Source organism: Anaerosporobacter sp. (assembly GCF_965301125.1).
Map to the genome: position 1 here is coordinate 1 of NZ_CBDLAM010000071.1, position 17649 is coordinate 17649.

At 34.4% G+C, this 17649-nt stretch carries 18 protein-coding genes; 2 read left to right on the forward strand and 16 right to left on the reverse strand.

The window, feature by feature from the left end:
• On the forward strand, positions 1–294 hold a 294-nt coding region (locus ACW2QF_RS09590; protein ID WP_455715781.1), incomplete at its 5' end, for a leucine-rich repeat domain-containing protein.
• A gap of 140 nt (positions 295–434) precedes the next feature.
• Here ACW2QF_RS09590 and ACW2QF_RS09595 read toward each other — a convergent pair.
• From ACW2QF_RS09595 to mtaB, 10 genes are all read right to left on the reverse strand, one after another.
• Positions 435–1706 (reverse strand): peptidase U32 family protein, encoded by a 1272-nt coding sequence (locus tag ACW2QF_RS09595; protein WP_455715782.1) that lies wholly within the window; start codon positions 1704–1706, stop codon positions 435–437.
• 514 nt (positions 1707–2220) lie between these two features.
• Positions 2221–2871: an O-methyltransferase gene (locus ACW2QF_RS09600; protein WP_455715783.1), complete on the reverse strand. Its 651-nt coding sequence runs from the start codon at positions 2869–2871 to the stop codon at positions 2221–2223.
• Between the two features lie 89 nt (positions 2872–2960).
• Positions 2961–3413, reverse strand: coding sequence for an endolytic transglycosylase MltG (locus tag ACW2QF_RS09605; RefSeq protein ID WP_455715784.1), 453 nt, complete (start codon positions 3411–3413; stop codon positions 2961–2963).
• Between the two features lie 20 nt (positions 3414–3433).
• Positions 3434–3766 (reverse strand): YlbF family regulator, encoded by a 333-nt coding sequence (locus ACW2QF_RS09610; protein WP_455715785.1) that lies wholly within the window; start codon positions 3764–3766, stop codon positions 3434–3436.
• A gap of 20 nt (positions 3767–3786) precedes the next feature.
• Positions 3787–5457 carry a ribonuclease J gene (locus ACW2QF_RS09615; protein ID WP_455715786.1) on the reverse strand — a complete coding sequence of 557 codons (1671 nt, stop codon included), beginning with the start codon at positions 5455–5457 and terminating at the stop codon, positions 3787–3789.
• A gap of 105 nt (positions 5458–5562) precedes the next feature.
• Positions 5563–6024 (reverse strand): Fur family transcriptional regulator, encoded by a 462-nt coding sequence (locus ACW2QF_RS09620; RefSeq protein WP_455715787.1) that lies wholly within the window; start codon positions 6022–6024, stop codon positions 5563–5565.
• A gap of 154 nt (positions 6025–6178) precedes the next feature.
• Positions 6179–6457, reverse strand: coding sequence for a DUF1292 domain-containing protein (locus ACW2QF_RS09625; RefSeq protein ID WP_455715788.1), 279 nt, complete (start codon positions 6455–6457; stop codon positions 6179–6181).
• A gap of 3 nt (positions 6458–6460) precedes the next feature.
• A complete protein-coding gene (ruvX, locus tag ACW2QF_RS09630) occupies positions 6461–6928 on the reverse strand; it encodes a Holliday junction resolvase RuvX (RefSeq protein WP_455715789.1) in 468 nt (155 codons plus the stop codon).
• Between the two features lie 93 nt (positions 6929–7021).
• Positions 7022–7285 (reverse strand): IreB family regulatory phosphoprotein, encoded by a 264-nt coding sequence (locus ACW2QF_RS09635; RefSeq protein WP_455715790.1) that lies wholly within the window; start codon positions 7283–7285, stop codon positions 7022–7024.
• Positions 7286–7439: 154 nt separating this feature from the next.
• Entirely contained in the window at positions 7440–8834 is a 1395-nt protein-coding gene (gene mtaB, locus ACW2QF_RS09640) for a tRNA (N(6)-L-threonylcarbamoyladenosine(37)-C(2))-methylthiotransferase MtaB (protein WP_455715791.1), read from the reverse strand.
• A 194-nt stretch (positions 8835–9028) separates the two neighbouring features.
• Between mtaB and ACW2QF_RS09645 the strand changes: the two genes are divergently transcribed.
• Entirely contained in the window at positions 9029–9262 is a 234-nt protein-coding gene (locus tag ACW2QF_RS09645) for an HPr family phosphocarrier protein (RefSeq protein ID WP_167958425.1), read from the forward strand.
• An 85-nt stretch (positions 9263–9347) separates the two neighbouring features.
• On the opposite strand, the gene thiI is transcribed toward ACW2QF_RS09645, so the two are convergent.
• From thiI to dnaK, 6 genes are all read right to left on the reverse strand, one after another.
• Positions 9348–10526 carry a tRNA uracil 4-sulfurtransferase ThiI gene (thiI, locus tag ACW2QF_RS09650; RefSeq protein ID WP_455715792.1) on the reverse strand — a complete coding sequence of 393 codons (1179 nt, stop codon included), beginning with the start codon at positions 10524–10526 and terminating at the stop codon, positions 9348–9350.
• Positions 10527–10605: 79 nt separating this feature from the next.
• Positions 10606–11802: a cysteine desulfurase family protein gene (locus ACW2QF_RS09655; protein WP_455715793.1), complete on the reverse strand. Its 1197-nt coding sequence runs from the start codon at positions 11800–11802 to the stop codon at positions 10606–10608.
• Between the two features lie 12 nt (positions 11803–11814).
• Positions 11815–12561 (reverse strand): 16S rRNA (uracil(1498)-N(3))-methyltransferase, encoded by a 747-nt coding sequence (locus tag ACW2QF_RS09660; protein WP_455715794.1) that lies wholly within the window; start codon positions 12559–12561, stop codon positions 11815–11817.
• A gap of 633 nt (positions 12562–13194) precedes the next feature.
• Positions 13195–14148, reverse strand: a complete 954-nt coding sequence (gene prmA / locus ACW2QF_RS09665) for a 50S ribosomal protein L11 methyltransferase (protein WP_455715795.1) — start codon at positions 14146–14148, stop codon at positions 13195–13197.
• Positions 14149–14424: 276 nt separating this feature from the next.
• Positions 14425–15594 (reverse strand): molecular chaperone DnaJ, encoded by a 1170-nt coding sequence (gene dnaJ, locus ACW2QF_RS09670; RefSeq protein ID WP_455715796.1) that lies wholly within the window; start codon positions 15592–15594, stop codon positions 14425–14427.
• 235 nt (positions 15595–15829) lie between these two features.
• On the reverse strand, positions 15830–17649 hold a 1820-nt coding region (dnaK, locus tag ACW2QF_RS09675; protein WP_455715797.1), incomplete at its 5' end, for a molecular chaperone DnaK.

A 17649-nucleotide genomic window follows, 5' to 3' on the forward strand; every position in this document is an offset into this window, starting at 1 on the left:
ATAGCAGGCAATAAAATAAAAGATATAGATCCAATAAAAAATCTATCACAATTAAAATATTTGGATTTAGATAGTAATAAAATTACAGATATATCTATGCTTAGTAATCTGATAAATTTAGAGCATTTGGATGTATCAAATAATTTAATAGAAGATGTATCGGTACTAAAGAATTTGAGTCATTTAAAAGAGCTAGATTTAAGTCGGAACAATATCTCAGATACTTCGGTACTTAAATTTTTAACAAATTTAGAATATCAGAATATTGAAAATCAAAATGTAACTACTGATTAAGAAAAGTTTATATAATATATTAATCTATGCAGCGAATAGTATATTCGTATTAGCAAAAATAAATTAGCTGTACACGAAAAGTGTACAGCTGTTGTAATTAACTTATGATATTCTTAGTTTATCCTATAATAAGTCAACAATTATTGACAAGATGAACAATTACATTCAGAACTTACGCCTTCTTCTTTTCTACGTAATATATCAAAATTTTCTAATTCCATACCAAAGTCTACATAGATTTGTTGTTTTGGATGTGGACAACTATCCATATCTGTGCCTTCTTCATCTGTGATACGTTTTACAGTAGCCATAATGTTTTCTCCATTTGGCTTCATGATTTCAATTGTATCACCAACGCAGAATTTATTTCTTTGCTCTAAACCATACATACCTGCTTCATTCTTACCTTGAATAATTCCAAGATACGTATATTCTTTCACATAAGTGTTGCTATCATAGATTTGTGTTTCACTTGTTGTTGGACCAAAGAAGAATCCTGTAGTGTATTGACGATACGTACATTTTGCAATCTCCTCTTTGTAATAAGGAATATTTTTACGATATGTCTCTTCACTAATATAGTAATCATCAATGGCTTTACGGTATGTTCTTGCTACCGTAGCTACATAAAGTGCAGTTTTCATACGTCCTTCTACTTTAAGACTATCGATACCAGCTTCAATTATCTCTGGAATATGCTCAATCATACATAAATCCTTAGAGTTGAAGATATACGTTCCTCTATCATTCTCAAAGATAGGCATGTATTCACCCGGGCGAGTTTCCTCAACGATATGGTACTTCCAACGACAAGGGTGGGTACATGCACCTAAGTTAGCGTCTCTTCCAGTAAAATAATTACTTAATAAACATCTTCCTGAGTAAGACATACACATTGCACCATGAACGAATGTTTCAATCTCAAGATCATCTGGAATGTTCTTACGAATCTCAGCAATTTCATGTAACGATAACTCTCTGGCAGATACTACTCTTTGGGCACCCATTCTCTTCCAGAATAGATATGTTCTATAATTTACGCTATTTGCTTGCGTACTGATGTGTAATTCCATCTCTGGAATAACTTCTCTTGCAATATCAAACACACCTGGATCTGAAATAATTAAAGCATCTGGCTTAATCTCTTTCATCTCTTCAAAATATTCTGCAACACCTTCTAAGTCACGGTTATGTGCAGTAATATTGGCAGTAACATAAACTTTCTTACCAAATTGATGGGCATATTGAATCCCTGCAATCATATCTTCTTTCGAAAAGTTCTTCGCCTTAGCACGAAGACCAAACATCTCTCCTCCAATATAAACGGCATCTGCACCATAATTAATAGCAACCTTCAACACTTCCAAGTTACTAGCTGGAATTAATAATTCTGGTTTCTCTCTTTTGCTCATTGTACTAATGTTCTCCTTTATATACTTTACGTCTTCATGATATTACACTTTAGGTTTGTTTGTTTTTGTTTGCTTTTGCTTATTTCTTTTTATTTAATTCTCTTTATTTATTTCAGTAATAATTCTATTTTCTTTTACCATTAAAACTAACCTTAAACACGAATCTTTTCGTCTATCTCTTAAGAAATAAGTAAATTATTAATATCTATATCATAAACCTTGCGAAACTCAACTAAGTAAATCCGCATACTTCTTACCTTGAAAACTATACTAAGAAACGATAGGGTAGCACCTAAAGTACTTCTTAGTGTGAGCTAAACACCAAAGGAAGGCGAGGCATGGACGCCGAGCCAGCCTGAGCTGAGGCAGGATGCCGAATCGAAGGCGTGTCCGCATCTTTTATAAAGACTTCCGCTCACACTTAGAAGTTCTTAGGTGAGCAGCGTGTTTCGTGTATAGTTTACAAGGTAAGAAGTATGCTCAACAACCTCCCAGTTTCGCAATTTTTCACAACTTAGATTCGTGTACTCAAAGTAACTCCATCCCCGATTGGCAAGACAATCGTATCAAATTCTTTCATATGTGTCAACTCATATAGGTATTCTCTCATGCGGGAATGAATGGTACGATTTCTTCTAGTTACTCCATAACGGGATTGTACAACATCACCATCTTGTAAGACATTATCAGATATTAAAATACCCCCAACAGGAAGCATTTTCATAATATTCGGTAAGAAATTAATATATTGTCCTTTTGCAGCATCCATAAACATAAAATCAAATGTCTTATCTTCATCCGATAACTGCTTCAAGATATCTGCTGCATCACCTTCAAGTAACGTAATTTGTTCTTCTCTCTTAGCATAGGCTATATTCTCTCTTGCTTTAATTATACGTTCAGGCATCTTCTCAATCGTTGTGATATGACAGTTTTCTGGCATATATTCACTCATCATTATGGATGAGAAACCTACAGCAGCACCTACTTCTAATATATTCTCTGGTCTTAAAGAACGTAGCATAAAACGAAGAAGACTCTGGGTAGGCTTCTTAATTATTGGTACATAATCAGCAAGTGCCTGCTTTTCAATCGCATTCAGTTTCTCTGGCATCTCCTGTTCTAAAGAGAAAATATATGCTGCAATTCTTTCATCTACTATCATGAGATTGTACTCCTTATCAATTTCCTATTCAACAATACAAAGGAGTCATTGCAGAACCTAGCCCTGCAATAACCCCTTTGGTATCCATCTTAATTTGTATTCTTCTTATCGGTACTTGAACTGGTCTTTTCATCTTCATCTTTATCCAGGTTATTATCATAATTGCTTATTTGATCTATAATCTCACCATAGGTCATTGACGCATTCACTATATATTTACCTGTTTTAATATTTGATTCAAATAATTTTGCACGTAAGTAAAAAGAATACTTGTTGTCAATTACACGATTCATCTCTAATTTTCTCGCAACACTCATTGTTGATTCACCTTTTTGAATCGTGATGGTTACATCTTTCACCGTTTCTCCTGCTTCTGCAGCTGCGACTTCACCAAATACTTGATAAGCAAAATCAAATGCCACTCCACTATACTTAGCTATAAGCATAACAACAATAACATAGAAAAGTACATTTAATAATACATGTATTACAACGCTTGATATTCTAAGTACTAGCTTCGATGTCTGTGATCTTGACGTCATTGGTGAACCCCCTTTTCTTTTTATATAAAATCTACATTTAAATCAATATTGTCCCATATATAATGATTAATATTTCTTAATATATCATTGATTTTTTTCTCTGAAATTAAAAACTCTTGAACATTTGGAAGCATCAGAATATCTTTATATTCTTCTCTAAGGGATTTACATATTTCTAATGAATTCTCATTAAGCTGTATGTCATAACTTTTCTTTCGAAAATCATTCAACCTTGCTAATAGATTTTCATCCTCTGTGAATTCTTTATAAATGCGTTGATATTGATTATATTCATCACTATCCTTAATGGAATCAATCAAGTTTTTCAACTGATACTCTATATTATGACTCATCACTAATCCGCCTTTACCCCTTATACTTCCATAATAATTGGTAATATCATTGGATTTCTCTTAGTCTTCTTCCATACATAATCACTTAAAGAATCTTTAATTTCCATCTTAATCTTGCCCCAATCGGTAATATTGCGGCCAATACATTTATCAAGAGCATTATTAACCACTTCTCTAGCATCATCCATAAGAGTTTCAGATTCTCTTACATATACGAAACCACGTGATACAATATCTGGTCCAGATAGTATCTGATTGCTGTATTTTTCTAATGTTACAACTACAATTAATAAACCATTTTCTGATAGATGTTGACGGTCACGAAGAACGATATTACCAACATCACCAACTCCAAGACCATCTACTAAGACACCTTGTGCTGGTACTTTACCAACTATAGCAGCTTTTTCTTCTGAAACTTCAAGAACATCACCAGTTGATAAAATCTGAATATTATCTTTTGGAATTCCAAGGCTTTCTGCAATTTCCGCATGTTTTATAAGATGTCTATATTCACCATGCACTGGTATAGCATATTGAGGTTTAGTAAGTGCATATATTAATTTAATTTCTTCCTGACAAGCATGTCCAGATACATGTGTATCTTGGAATACTACTTTAGCACCTTTCATAGATAATTCATTAATTACCTTAGAAACTGGTTTTTCATTACCAGGAATTGGTGTTGAGCTAAAGATTACGGTATCGCCAGGTTTGATTGTAACCTTCTTATGAATAGATGCTGCCATTCTTGATAATGCTGCCATAGCTTCACCTTGGCTACCTGTTGTAATTAATACAAGTTGCTCATCCGTATAGTTTTTCATCTGTTCAATATCGATCAAAACATTATCAGGCATACTGATATAACCTAATTCTGATGCTGTCGATATAATGTTAACCATACTACGACCTTCAATAACAACCTTACGATTGTATTTGACAGCAGAATTGATAATCTGTTGAACACGGTCTACGTTTGAAGCAAATGTTGCTACAATGATACGATGCTTTGTATTCTCTGCAAATATATTGTCGAATGTCTTACCAACTGTTCGCTCTGACATCGTATAGCCTGGTCTCTCTACATTAGTACTATCACACATCAAGGCAAGTACACCTTTCTTACCTATTTCAGCAAATCTTTGTAGATCAATTACCCCACCAAATACTGGTGTATAATCTACTTTAAAGTCACCTGTGTGAACAATAATTCCTGCTGGTGAATATATCGCAAGTGCAGCTGCATCTGCAATACTATGATTTGTACGAATGAATTCAATACGGAAACAACCAAGATTAATAGATTGTCCATACTTAATAACTTTACGTTTTGTAGTTTTTAATAAGTTATGTTCCTTTAACTTATTCTCAATGATTCCAATTGTAAGTTTTGTTGCATAGATTGGTACATTGATATTCTTAAGAACATATGGTAATCCACCAATATGATCTTCATGGGCATGTGTAATCACAAACCCCTTTACTTTTTCGATATTATTCATTAGGTATGTTACATCTGGTATAACCAAATCAATACCTAACATGTCGTCTTCTGGGAATGAAAGACCGCAATCAACTACGATGATACTGTCCTCATATTCAAACGCTGTAATGTTCATTCCGATTTGTTCTAGTCCACCTAGAGGAATGATCTTTACTCCCTTTCCATTTGTTTCTTTTGCTTTCAAAAAATAGCACCTCCAATGATTTTTTTAATTCTATATTTCAATCATTGTGAACCACAGTTATACTGCCTGTATACGTCCTACGAAGCGCACCTCTATATATTTACTTTATTTTTCTTCCAATATTCGTTGGCATTTAATACAATAACCAAATAGTTTTACCTCATGGTCTACTACACGAAAACCCTTCGATTCGTTTATTCTTTGTTCTAGCGTCTCAAGTAAATCATCTTCAAAAGAAAATACATTACCACAATTTAAACATATTAAGTGATGATGATGGTGTTCACAGTTTTCTTTTCCTAACTTTCCTATCTCATAACGTACATATCCATCATCTAAGTTTAATTTATCTATTAATTGTAACTCAGATAATAGTTGAGTTGTACGATACACAGTAGCAAGTCCGATTTCAGGATATTTTTCTTTGACACAATCATATATTTCTTCCGCAGTTAAATGGTTATCTGGCCTGCTATCCAAAACTTCTAAAATCGCAATTCTTTGTGTTGTAACTTTTAATCCGTTTTCTTTTAATAATTCTTTAAAACGTGTTTGGTTATTAGACATATTGCCTCCCTGCCTGTTAGTACAGGTATATTAATAAAGTAAGCGTAATTAATTAGAGATACACCCTATAACAAATACATATTAATTCCAATGATTATATATACGCTTAAATTCTACTCTATTTCTATATCTAAACATCGCGTGGAGCGATTTATTATTCTTTCTCTAATTCAATTTCTGTATCATCTAGCATTTCAATAAAAACTTTTGAAATGGCTTGTAATTCGTTATCATCTTCGACAACATCATAAAGAACATCATCAGCTTCGTTTGCTGATTCCTTTAATATCAATGCATTTGCTTCTTCCGTTTCGACAGAATCTGCTACTAAGATATAGTTCACACCATTGATCATCGTCTGTTCCAATACATAGAATTCTATCTGTTCATTATCTTGTGTAGTAAACACAATTTTTTCTTGCTTTTCTTCCATTAATTATTCTCCTTCGCTCATACAGTCCATAGTTTGTACACTATTTCGTTCCATAGCTAACTTATCTAGATACCCTTGTAATATGAAAACTGCAGCAACTTTATCTACAACTTTAGCACGATTTTCTCTACGAACATCACCTTCAATAAGCGCTTGATGCGCTGCAACGGTTGTTAGTCTTTCGTCCCATAATATTACTTCAAGCCCTGTACGTCTTCGTAACATCTCAGCAAATTCCTCTGATTTTTGCGCACGTTCACCAACTGTATTATTCATATTCTTAGGATATCCAAGAACAATACTTTCTACTTCATATTCTTTGGCTAATTCCTCAATTCTAGCTAGTGTCTGCCTTAACTTATCTGGTTGTTTTCTTCGAATTACTTCGATTCCTTGTGCCGTTAATAATAGTGCATCACTAATTGCCACACCAACTGTAACTGAGCCATAATCTAGCCCCATTATTCGCATAAATTCTCCAATCCATAACTATAACAATTCTGACAAGGTTTCCATTATGTTACATCTACGGTACATAATGGAACACCAATTCTAGAATGATTTTTATTTTGTTATTCTCGTATTAATATAATTCTCCAAAAGTTCTTCTAAGATTTCATCACGCTCTACCTTCATGATTAAGCTTCTCGCACCTTTGTGGCTTGTAATATAAGTAGGATCTCCTGACATAATATAGCCCACGATTTGATTTACAGGATTATACCCTTTTTCCACCAATGCAGTGAATACTGTGGCAATCACTTCACTTACTTGAATCTCCGGTTCCTTTTGTACTTTAAAATATTGAGTATTACTAATGTCTTGCATATTATCACGTTCCCTTTTCTAGCAATTTGCAACTTATTGCTTAATCATTATTCTCTGTTATAAATATATTAATATATCCGAGCTAAAAATTCAATGTATTATTTTGAATAATTGATGAGTTGCATTATTTTGTAACTTTTTTACAGTATTATTGCTATAAAGGTAGACCATTTGAATCAAAACAAGCGTACAAAATTTCATCTGTAATAAAATCACGTATCTTTACTGGAGCAATTGTATTAATTAATGACTCATCACCTTCTACAGCAACTTTAACATATCTTGCTGTATGTCCTACTACATAAGATTTCTCATTAATTGTTACAGCTTCTTCAAATAAAACGGTTTCTTCTTCACCGATAAATGATTGTTTATATGAATGATTATTTTCTTTATCAAGTCCAATTAATATTTCACTACGCTTATGTTTAATACTTTCATCGACTTGATTTTCCATAGTGGAAGCTTTCGTACCTTTTCTCTTTGAATATTTGAAAATATGTGTTTGAGCAAATTTCACCTTCTTAAGGAATTCTTTTGTAATCTCAAACTCTTCCTCTGTTTCACCAGGAAAACCAACTATAACATCTGTTGTAATGGCGGGTTTGTCAAAATACTCTCGTAATAGTTCACATTTTTCAAAATATATAGTCGTATTATATTTACGATTCATTCTCTTTAAGGTTGCGTCACAACCACTTTGAAGCGATAAGTGGAAATGAGGACAGAATTTTTTGTTCTTACTTAAAGTCTTAACAAATTCATCCGTGATTATTCTTGGCTCTAATGACCCAAGACGAATTCGCTCCAAGCCCTCCACCTCACTAATTTCTGTGATCACTTGTAATAACGGAGTACTTTGTGCTTCATTTATTGCTTGATCATACTCCTGTGCCGAACTATTATCCATACCAAAAGAAGATAAGTGAATACCTGTTAATACAACTTCCTTATATCCCTTTTCTACCAATCGTTGTACTTCAGCTAAGATATCTTCTTTCTTTCTACTTCGTATTCTTCCCCTTGTGTAAGGAATAATGCAATATGAGCAAAACTGATTACATCCATCCTGTATCTTCATATAAGCCCTAGTTTTTTCTGATAAAGAACCAATTGCTAATTCTTCATACTCTGAATCATGAGCAATATCAATAACTGCATCAATACAAGTACTATTTTCCAGATACGCCTCTACTATAGATACAACCTGTTTCTTTTGATTGTTACCAACAACTAGATCGATCGCTTCGTCCTGTTCAAGTGCTTCTTTTGCCGCCTGTACGTAACATCCAACCGCAACGACTACTGCATTCTCATTTTTTTTCTTTGCCTTGTGAAGCATCTGTCTTGATTTACGATCTGCTATATTTGTTACTGTGCAAGTGTTTACCACATAAATATCTGCTAGGTCATTAAAATCTACTACAGTATAAGAAGCATCTTTGAATAATTGTTCCATTGCCTCCGTTTCATATGAATTCACTTTACATCCTAATGTTAAGAATGCTACTTTTTTACCATTAGATGTCGGATTATTTTGATTACTCATTCTTATTCCTTTCTAAAACATGGAAAAATTTTTTGACGTTTCTCACGTTTGTTACTGCCTTTTTTTATCTATATTGCATATTGACTTTTCTATGTTGAAAATGTAGTATAATAGTATACTAAGCGATAGAACAACAAGCGAAATCATAGCAATTCTATTGTTTAAATACAAACACCAAAGGAGGATTTTTTACTATGAAAACAGTTAAAATTTCTTTAAATTCAATTGATAAGGTAAAAGCATTCGTTAATGAAGTAACAAAATTCAATTCTGATTTTGATCTAGTTTCTGGTAGATATGTAATTGATGCAAAATCAATAATGGGTATCTTCAGTTTAGATTTATCAAAACCAATTGATTTAAACATTCACAATGAAGAAAGTGTTGATACTATCTTAACAGCACTTGCACCATATATCGTTGAATAATTAACATGCTTTTGTTATATACGCGTGAGAAAGTAGTTACTTATGGAGAGGATACAATGTATCCTCTTTTTATTTTTCTTACTTTTTATTCTACTTCTATAGTTTCTATTGTCTCTAATGCTACTTTTACTAACTCATCAATCTTTTCTTCTAGATTACGCTCTGATCGTTCAATTACACCTATGTTTGGTTTTGTAACTGGATGTTTTGCTACGAATATAGTACAACAATCTTCAAATGGCAAGATTGATGTTTCATACGTATTAATTTTCTCTGCAATATCTACAATATCTTGTTTGTCAAATCCAATCACTGGACGATAAACTGGGATTTCACAAACTGCATTCGTTGCTGCAAGACTTTGCATAGTCTGGCTTGCCACTTGTCCAATACTTTCCCCAGTAATTAATCCAAGGCAGTTAGTATTTGTTGCAATTGTCTGTGCAATACGCATCATATATCGTCTCATAATAATTGTTAATTCATCATGTGGGCACTTCTCATAGATGTATAATTGAATATCTGTAAAGTTAACAACATGAAGGTTGATTGGTCCTGAATATCTGGCAACCAACTTAGCTAAATCAACCACCTTTTGTTTCGCTCTTTCACTTGTATATGGTGGAGCATGGAAATAAACTGCATCAATTTTAACACCACGTTTTGCTATCATGTAACCAGCAACTGGGCTATCAATACCGCCTGATAACAATAACATAGCCTTTCCATTCGTACCAACTGGCATTCCACCTGGACCTGGGATTATCATAGAATATACATAAGCCTTATGTCTAACTTCTACATTAATACGTACTTCAGGATTTCTTACATCTACTTTCAACTCTGGGAAACGATCTAGTAATGCTGCTCCCATGTCGATACAGATATCTGGAGATTTGATTGGGTATTGTTTATCCCCACGTTTTGCTTCTACTTTGAAGGTGAAGTTTCTATCTGGATATTGATTTTCTACGAAATCTCCTACCTTACTTACAAGATTATCCCATGCCGTATCCTCTATTATTACTACTGGGCATATTGCTGCGATACCAAATACTCTTTGAAGAGCTTCTACTGTCTCCTCATAGTCAAATTCAGATAAAGCTTCAATATAGATTCTTCCTTGCTCTTTTGATACATAAAATTCGCCATCAATATCCTTTAATGCAAATTTGATTTGATCACGTAATGCATTTTCAAATAAATAACGGTTCTTTCCTTTAATTCCGATTTCAGCATACTTGATTAGGAATGCTTTAAACATATATTCGCACCTGTGCCTTTCTTTTTTGTACATCATAATTTTTCGTTGTATATCACAATTCTATTAGTTGAATTCTCATTTAGTGTCTTGTATATCTTCTTAAAATTGGTAAGATTGCACTAAGCTGCTCAATTGCATAATTAATCTCATCTTTTGTGGTATTAACAGAGAAGCTAAATCGAATTGTTGAATCTAATAATTCTTTCTTTACTCCTATTGCACGTAAGGTACCACTAAGACCTGGATGATTTGATGCACATGCAGAACCAGAAGATACATAAACACCTTTATCTTCAAGAGAATGAAGTAATACTTCGCTTCGAACTCCATCAAAACTTATACTAACAACGTGAGGAGCTGTTTCTTGTAATGTCGGTAAATCTACCGCATTTACTGTAGTTCCTTCAAGCTTTCTAATTTCATCGATTAAATACTGTTTTAACTCATATAGATGTGCTACTTTCTGCTCATGATTCGTATACATCTCTTCTACTGCTTTTCCTAAACCGGCAATTCCTGGAACATTTTCTGTCCCTGAACGCATACCCTTTTGTTGTTCTCCACCGTAGATTATTGGTTTGATTTTTACTTTATCTTTAATATATAAGAAGCCAGCACCTTTAGGTCCATGAATCTTATGACCACTTACAGATAATAAATCAATTCCTAATCTTTTTGGATAGATTTTATATTTTCCAAAAGCTTGTATCGCATCAACATGGAATAGTGTATTCCCATTCTTTGATTTAACTAACTTTGAAATTGCTTCAACATCTTGGGCTGCCCCAACTTCATTATTTACATACATAATGGAAACCAAGATTGTGTCAGGACGAATTGCTTCTTCTAATTTGTCAAGCTTTACCCTGCCATTACCATCTACTGGCAGATAAGTTACTTCGTATCCACAACTTTCCAAGAAAATAAGAGGGTTATGCACAGAAGCATGTTCAATATTGGTTGTAATAATATGTTTTCCTGATCTATTATTAGCTAAAGCCGTTCCAATAAGCGCCATATTATTGGACTCTGTACCACCTGAAGTAAATACAATTTCTTTTGGATCTACTTTAAGACTTTTGGCAATTATATTTCTAGCATCTGTTATATATTTTTCTGCATTTACACCTTTTGCATGCATGGATGATGGATTTCCATAATCTTCTTCAAGTGTTTTCATCATAATATCACGTACGCTATCAAACACTCTTGTTGTCGCAGCATTATCCAAATAGGCTTGCTTATTTTGGTCTGCTTCCTTAACTTGTGTATTCATAACTAAATTAACTTACTCCTTTCCCTCTAATTCAAACATAAGTACCGACAAAATTGTGAGTCCTGCTGTCTCCGTTCGTAAGATTCTCTTACCTAAAGTAATTGGTTTTATCCCCGACTCCATTGCATATGCAACCTCTTCGTCTTCAAATCCACCCTCAGGTCCAATAAATACAGCCACTGATTTCTTGCCTTGTACTTCTTTGATAATTCTTTTTGTTTCTCCCATTCCTTTTGCATGTTCAAAAGGAAGCACTTTAAAGTCCATCTCTTTCGCCATGTTAATAGCTTCCTTGTACGACATAACAGGAACAACTTCCGGAATAATCCCTCTATCAGACTGTTTTGCCGCACTGGTTGCAATGGATTGCCAACGCTCTAACTTCTTTTGTTCCTTCTTTTTATCATCAAGCTTAACAACACTTCTCTTCATCATAACAGGAACAACTTGATACACACCTAACTCAACAGCTTTTTGAATAATTAATTCCATCTTATCCTTCTTAGGAAGGCCTTGGAATAGATAGATCTTAGCCGGTAACTCCGTTTGTGTATCTTCTGCCTTAACTATCTTTGCTTGTATGAAATCACCTGATAACGAATCAATCGTACAATGATAATCCATACCTTGCCCATCACAAAGAATCATAGCCTCACCAATCTTCATACGAAGCACATTCTTAATATGATTCACATCAGAACCTTCAATCGTTATATACTCATCATGAATCTGACTTTGTTCTATATAAAATCGGTACATATAATAACCATGCCCTTTCTAAAATAATGTGCAAAAAACATATCTAAAATCTGTAGCATATCAATATAAAGCATTTTTGTAAAACGACTTAAACCCTGCAATCTATAATACTTAAATCGTTACATAACGTTTTAAAAAAACTACACTTTATACTACCTAATTCATTGTAAAATGCTTTAAAAATCTATACATTATACTACGTGAATCTTTGCAAAAATCTCTAAAAATCTACACTTTATAGTACTTAATTCTTTACAAAATGCTTTGAAAATCTGTACATTATACTACGTGAATCTTTGCAAAACCCTTTAAAAGTCTATACTTTATACTACGTAAATCTTTGCAAAACGATCATAACTTTACATATAAGCTTTTTGACTTCATATTATGGCTAAAAAACGATAGCGTACACCTATAGTACTTCTTAGTGTGTGCTGTAAACTTAGGAAGGCGAGGCAAGGACGCCGAGCCAGTCCTCACCATGACACGGAAGTCATGTTGAGGACGTTTCCGTACCACTGTGAAACCACTTTCGCACACACTTAGAAGTAACTTAGGTGTGAAGCGTGTTTTGTGTCATAATATGACGTTAAAAAGCCTTCGATAAACTAAATGCGTTTTGCCTCCAACAACCTATTTTTTTGCAACAAACGATACCCATTCGCCCATTTCATTCTCTTCAATAATGGTAAATCCATTCTTCTCAATGGCGTCTTTTACTTCATCACGTTTCATATAGATAATTCCTGATGTAATGTATAGACCACCTTTTTTCAAATGTTGTCCGATTTCTGAAGACAATGGAATGATAACATCTGCAAGGATATTTGCAACAACTATATCATACGTTTCAAAACCGACTTCTTCTTGAAGTATATGGTCATCTATAATATTTCCGATTTTAACAGTGAACTCTTCTTCTGTAATTCCATTCACTTTTGCATTATCGTACATTGCATGAATTGCATTGGGATCAATATCCGTTCCTAATGCTAATTTTGCACCTAATTTCAACCCAATGATTGATAAGATTCCACTGCCACTACCTACATCAAGTAGTACGGTATCCTCTGTAATATATTTTCTAAGTCCTTGAATGCAAAGTCTTGTTGTCTCATGACTTCCTGTTCCAAACGCTGTACCTGGATCGATCTCTATAACTAAATCATTCTCATTCTTCTCTTCTAAAGTCTCCCATGTCGGTTTGATAATAATATCGTCTGCTACACGGAATGGCTTCCAAAATTGTTTCCAGTTGTTAATCCAGTCTTTATCTTCTGTCTCTGATACAGATATCTCCATATCACCTACTTCAACAAAGTCAGCTAACTCTACAAGGCCATTCTTTACATTCGCTAAGATTCTATCTGAATCTTCACCATCTGAGATGTAGAAACTTACAGTAGCTTTTCCATCATCTACGCCTAAGTCAGGCACGATATCGATATACATCTCTTTTTTCTCATCTTCCGTTATAGGAACCTTGTCCTCAATCTCGATACCTTCAATACCAAGTTCATCTAACATATTACTAACCAAATCCACTGCCTGCGTAGTTGTTTCTAATGAAAATTTAGTCCACTTCAATTTCTTCTCTCCTTAAACTTTACGATTTATATCTAAATCTATTTCCATTTATAAAAACGGATATTCATATTTCACTCCGCTACTTACTAAAATATTTATATATATATTCGCCCAAATTGATATTATATCATAATACATAGTAAAGTGTCAAAATCTTAAACACTAGCTCATTCTAATATCCTACACTAAAAATCCCAAGAAGGTGTGTGCATATGACGAATAGAAAGGTCGTCTTATGCATTCAGCTTCTTGGGATTATTTTTATCAGTGATTTAATTATTTATTAAACCAGCCTTTTTTCTTGCCTTTTTCTTTATCTTTGTCTTTTTCATCATGTTCTGATGCCTCAACAGAATCTGCTTTCTTACCTGTGATAGACTCATCGAATTTTTGTAACAATTCTTTTTGTTCCGCATTAAGCTTCGTTGGAACTTGAACTACTAATGTTACATAATGGTCACCACGTACATCTTTATTTCTTAACGTTGGAACACCTTTACCACGTAAGCGAACTTTTGTATCTGTTTGTGTTCCTGGTTTTACAGTGTAATAAACGTCTCCATCAACTGTACTGATTCTTACATCACCACCAAGTGCTGCCCTCGCGAAGGTAATTGGTGCTGTTGAGTAGATATCGTAATCTTGACGTTGGAAAATAGGGTGTCTACTTACTACAACTTCTACAAGTAAATCTCCTCTTTCACCGCCATTAATACCTGGTTCTCCTTTATCACGAATACGAACGCTTTGACCATTATCAATACCAGCTGGAATAGAAACTTTAATTTTCTTTCTTCTACTGATATAACCTGTTCCATTACAGTCAGTACATTTATCTTTAATAACCTTACCTGTACCACGACAATCTGGACAGGTTTGAACATTTCTTACCATACCAAATAAAGACTGTTGCGTAAATACAACTTGACCTTTACCTCCACATTTTGAACATGTAGAAGCAGTTGTACCTGGTTTTGCACCAGTACCATGGCATGTTGCACAATCATCTTTTAAAGTAAGATCCAATTCTTTCTCAACACCAAATACAGCTTCTTCGAATGTTATTCTTACACTTGTACGGACATTTTGTCCTTTCATTGGCCCATTGCTACGTGAACGACTTCTTCCACCACCGAAGATATCTCCAAAGATGTCCCCAAAGATATCTCCCATATCCATTCCGCTGAAATCAAATCCACCAGCTCCACCTGCACCACCTTCGAATGCTGCATGACCAAATTGATCGTACTGTCTCTTCTTGTCTGGATCGCTTAGAACTGCATACGCTTCGGAAGCTTCTTTAAATTTTGCTTCGGCTTCTGTATCTCCAGGATTTGTATCTGGATGATATTTTTTTGCCAGTACACGATACGCCTTCTTAATCTCTGCATCGGTTGCTGTCTTGGCTACGCCAAGGACCTCATAATAATCTCTTTTATCTGCCATACTATGTCTCCTAACCGTCACAAATAATACCTAGTCCTTGTGACTTTCTAACTACACTTATACTTTCCTACCCTATATCTATTCAATTGGAGGCTTAATGCCTTCCATACTACCTATATAACAATAGGCAGCCTAATAATTAGACCGCCTATCTGTTTGCTCGGTAACGGACTCATAAGCCCTATAATACTGAAATTTCTATCTTTCGTCAAGCGAAATATTAGTATGAACGATTCTATACTTCTCTGTAGTCTCCGTCTACTACATCATCTGCTGTATAAGAATCAGCTGAACCTTGAGTAGCACCTGACATATCAGGACCTGCTCCAGCAGCACCTTGTGTTTGTTCATATAATTTAGCGAATAAGTTTTGAGCACTTGTCATTAATTTTTCTTTTGCTGCTTTGATATCTGCAACTTCACCTTCTGACATTACTTCTGGATTGCTCTTTTCGATTAATTCTTTTAAGTGAGCTAAGTCAGCTTCAACTGCTGCTTTATCATTAGCATCTAATTTATCTCCAGCTTCTTGTAATGCTTTTTCTGTTTGGAATACCATAGCATCTGCATCGTTACGAGTATCCACTGCATCTTTACGAGCTTTATCTTGTGCTTCGTATTCAGCTGCTTCTTTTACTGCTTTTTCGATATCAGCATCTGACATGTTAGATCCAGCAGTAATTGTGATGTGTTGTTCTGCACCAGTACCTAAATCTTTTGCAGATACGTTTACGATACCATTTGCATCGATATCAAAAGTAACTTCGATTTGTGGAACACCTCTTCTTGCAGGTGCGATACCATCAAGTCTGAATTGTCCAAGTGATTTATTATCTTTAGCGAATTGTCTTTCACCTTGAACTACGTTGATATCAACTGCTGTTTGGTTATCAGCTGCTGTAGAGAAGATTTGACTCTTCTTAGTTGGGATAGTTGTATTTCTTTCGATTAATTTTGTAGCGATACCACCCATTGTTTCGATTGATAATGACAATGGAGTAACATCAAGTAATAAGATGTCTCCTGCACCAGCATCTCCTGCTAATTTACCACCTTGGATAGATGCACCAAGAGCAACACATTCATCTGGGTTAAGAGATTTACTTGGTTCTTTACCTGTTAATTGTTTTACTTTATCTTGAACAGCTGGGATTCTTGTAGAACCACCAACTAATAATACTTGACCAAGTTCACTTGCAGTTAAACCAGCATCACGAAGTGCATTTTGAACTGGAGTTGTAGTTCTTTCAACTAAGTCATGAGTTAACTCATCGAATTTTGCACGAGTTAAGTTCATATCAAAATGTTTTGGACCTTCTGCTGTAGCAGTGATGAATGGTAAGTTAATGTTTGTAGTTGTAGCTGATGATAATTCTTTCTTAGCTTTTTCAGCAGCTTCTTTTAATCTTTGAAGGGCCATCTTATCTGTAGATAAGTCAACGCCTTCTGCTTTCTTAAATTCATCGATCATGTATCTTGTGATTCTTTCATCGAAATCATCACCACCAAGTCTATTATCACCACTTGTAGCTAATACTTCGATAACACCATCACCGATTTCAATGATAGATACGTCGAATGTACCACCACCTAAATCGTATACCATGATTTTTTGTTCATGTTCATTATCAAGACCATATGCTAATGCTGCTGCCGTTGGCTCGTTGATGATACGTTTTACATCAAGACCAGCGATTTTACCAGCATCTTTAGTTGCTTGTCTTTGAGCATCATTAAAGTATGCAGGAACTGTGATTACAGCTTCTGAAACTTTTTCTCCTAAATATGCCTCTGCATCTGCTTTTAATTTTTGAAGAACCATTGCAGAAATTTCTTGTGGCGAGAATTTCTTGTCATCAATTGTTACTTTAAATTCTGTACCCATATGTCTCTTAATTGAAGAGATTGTTTTATCAGAATTTGTTACAGCCTGACGTTTTGCAGGTTCACCAACTAATCTTTCACCTGTTTTTGTGAATGCTACAACAGATGGAGTAGTTCTTGCGCCTTCTGCATTAGCGATAACAACTGGTTTTCCACCTTCCATAACAGCTA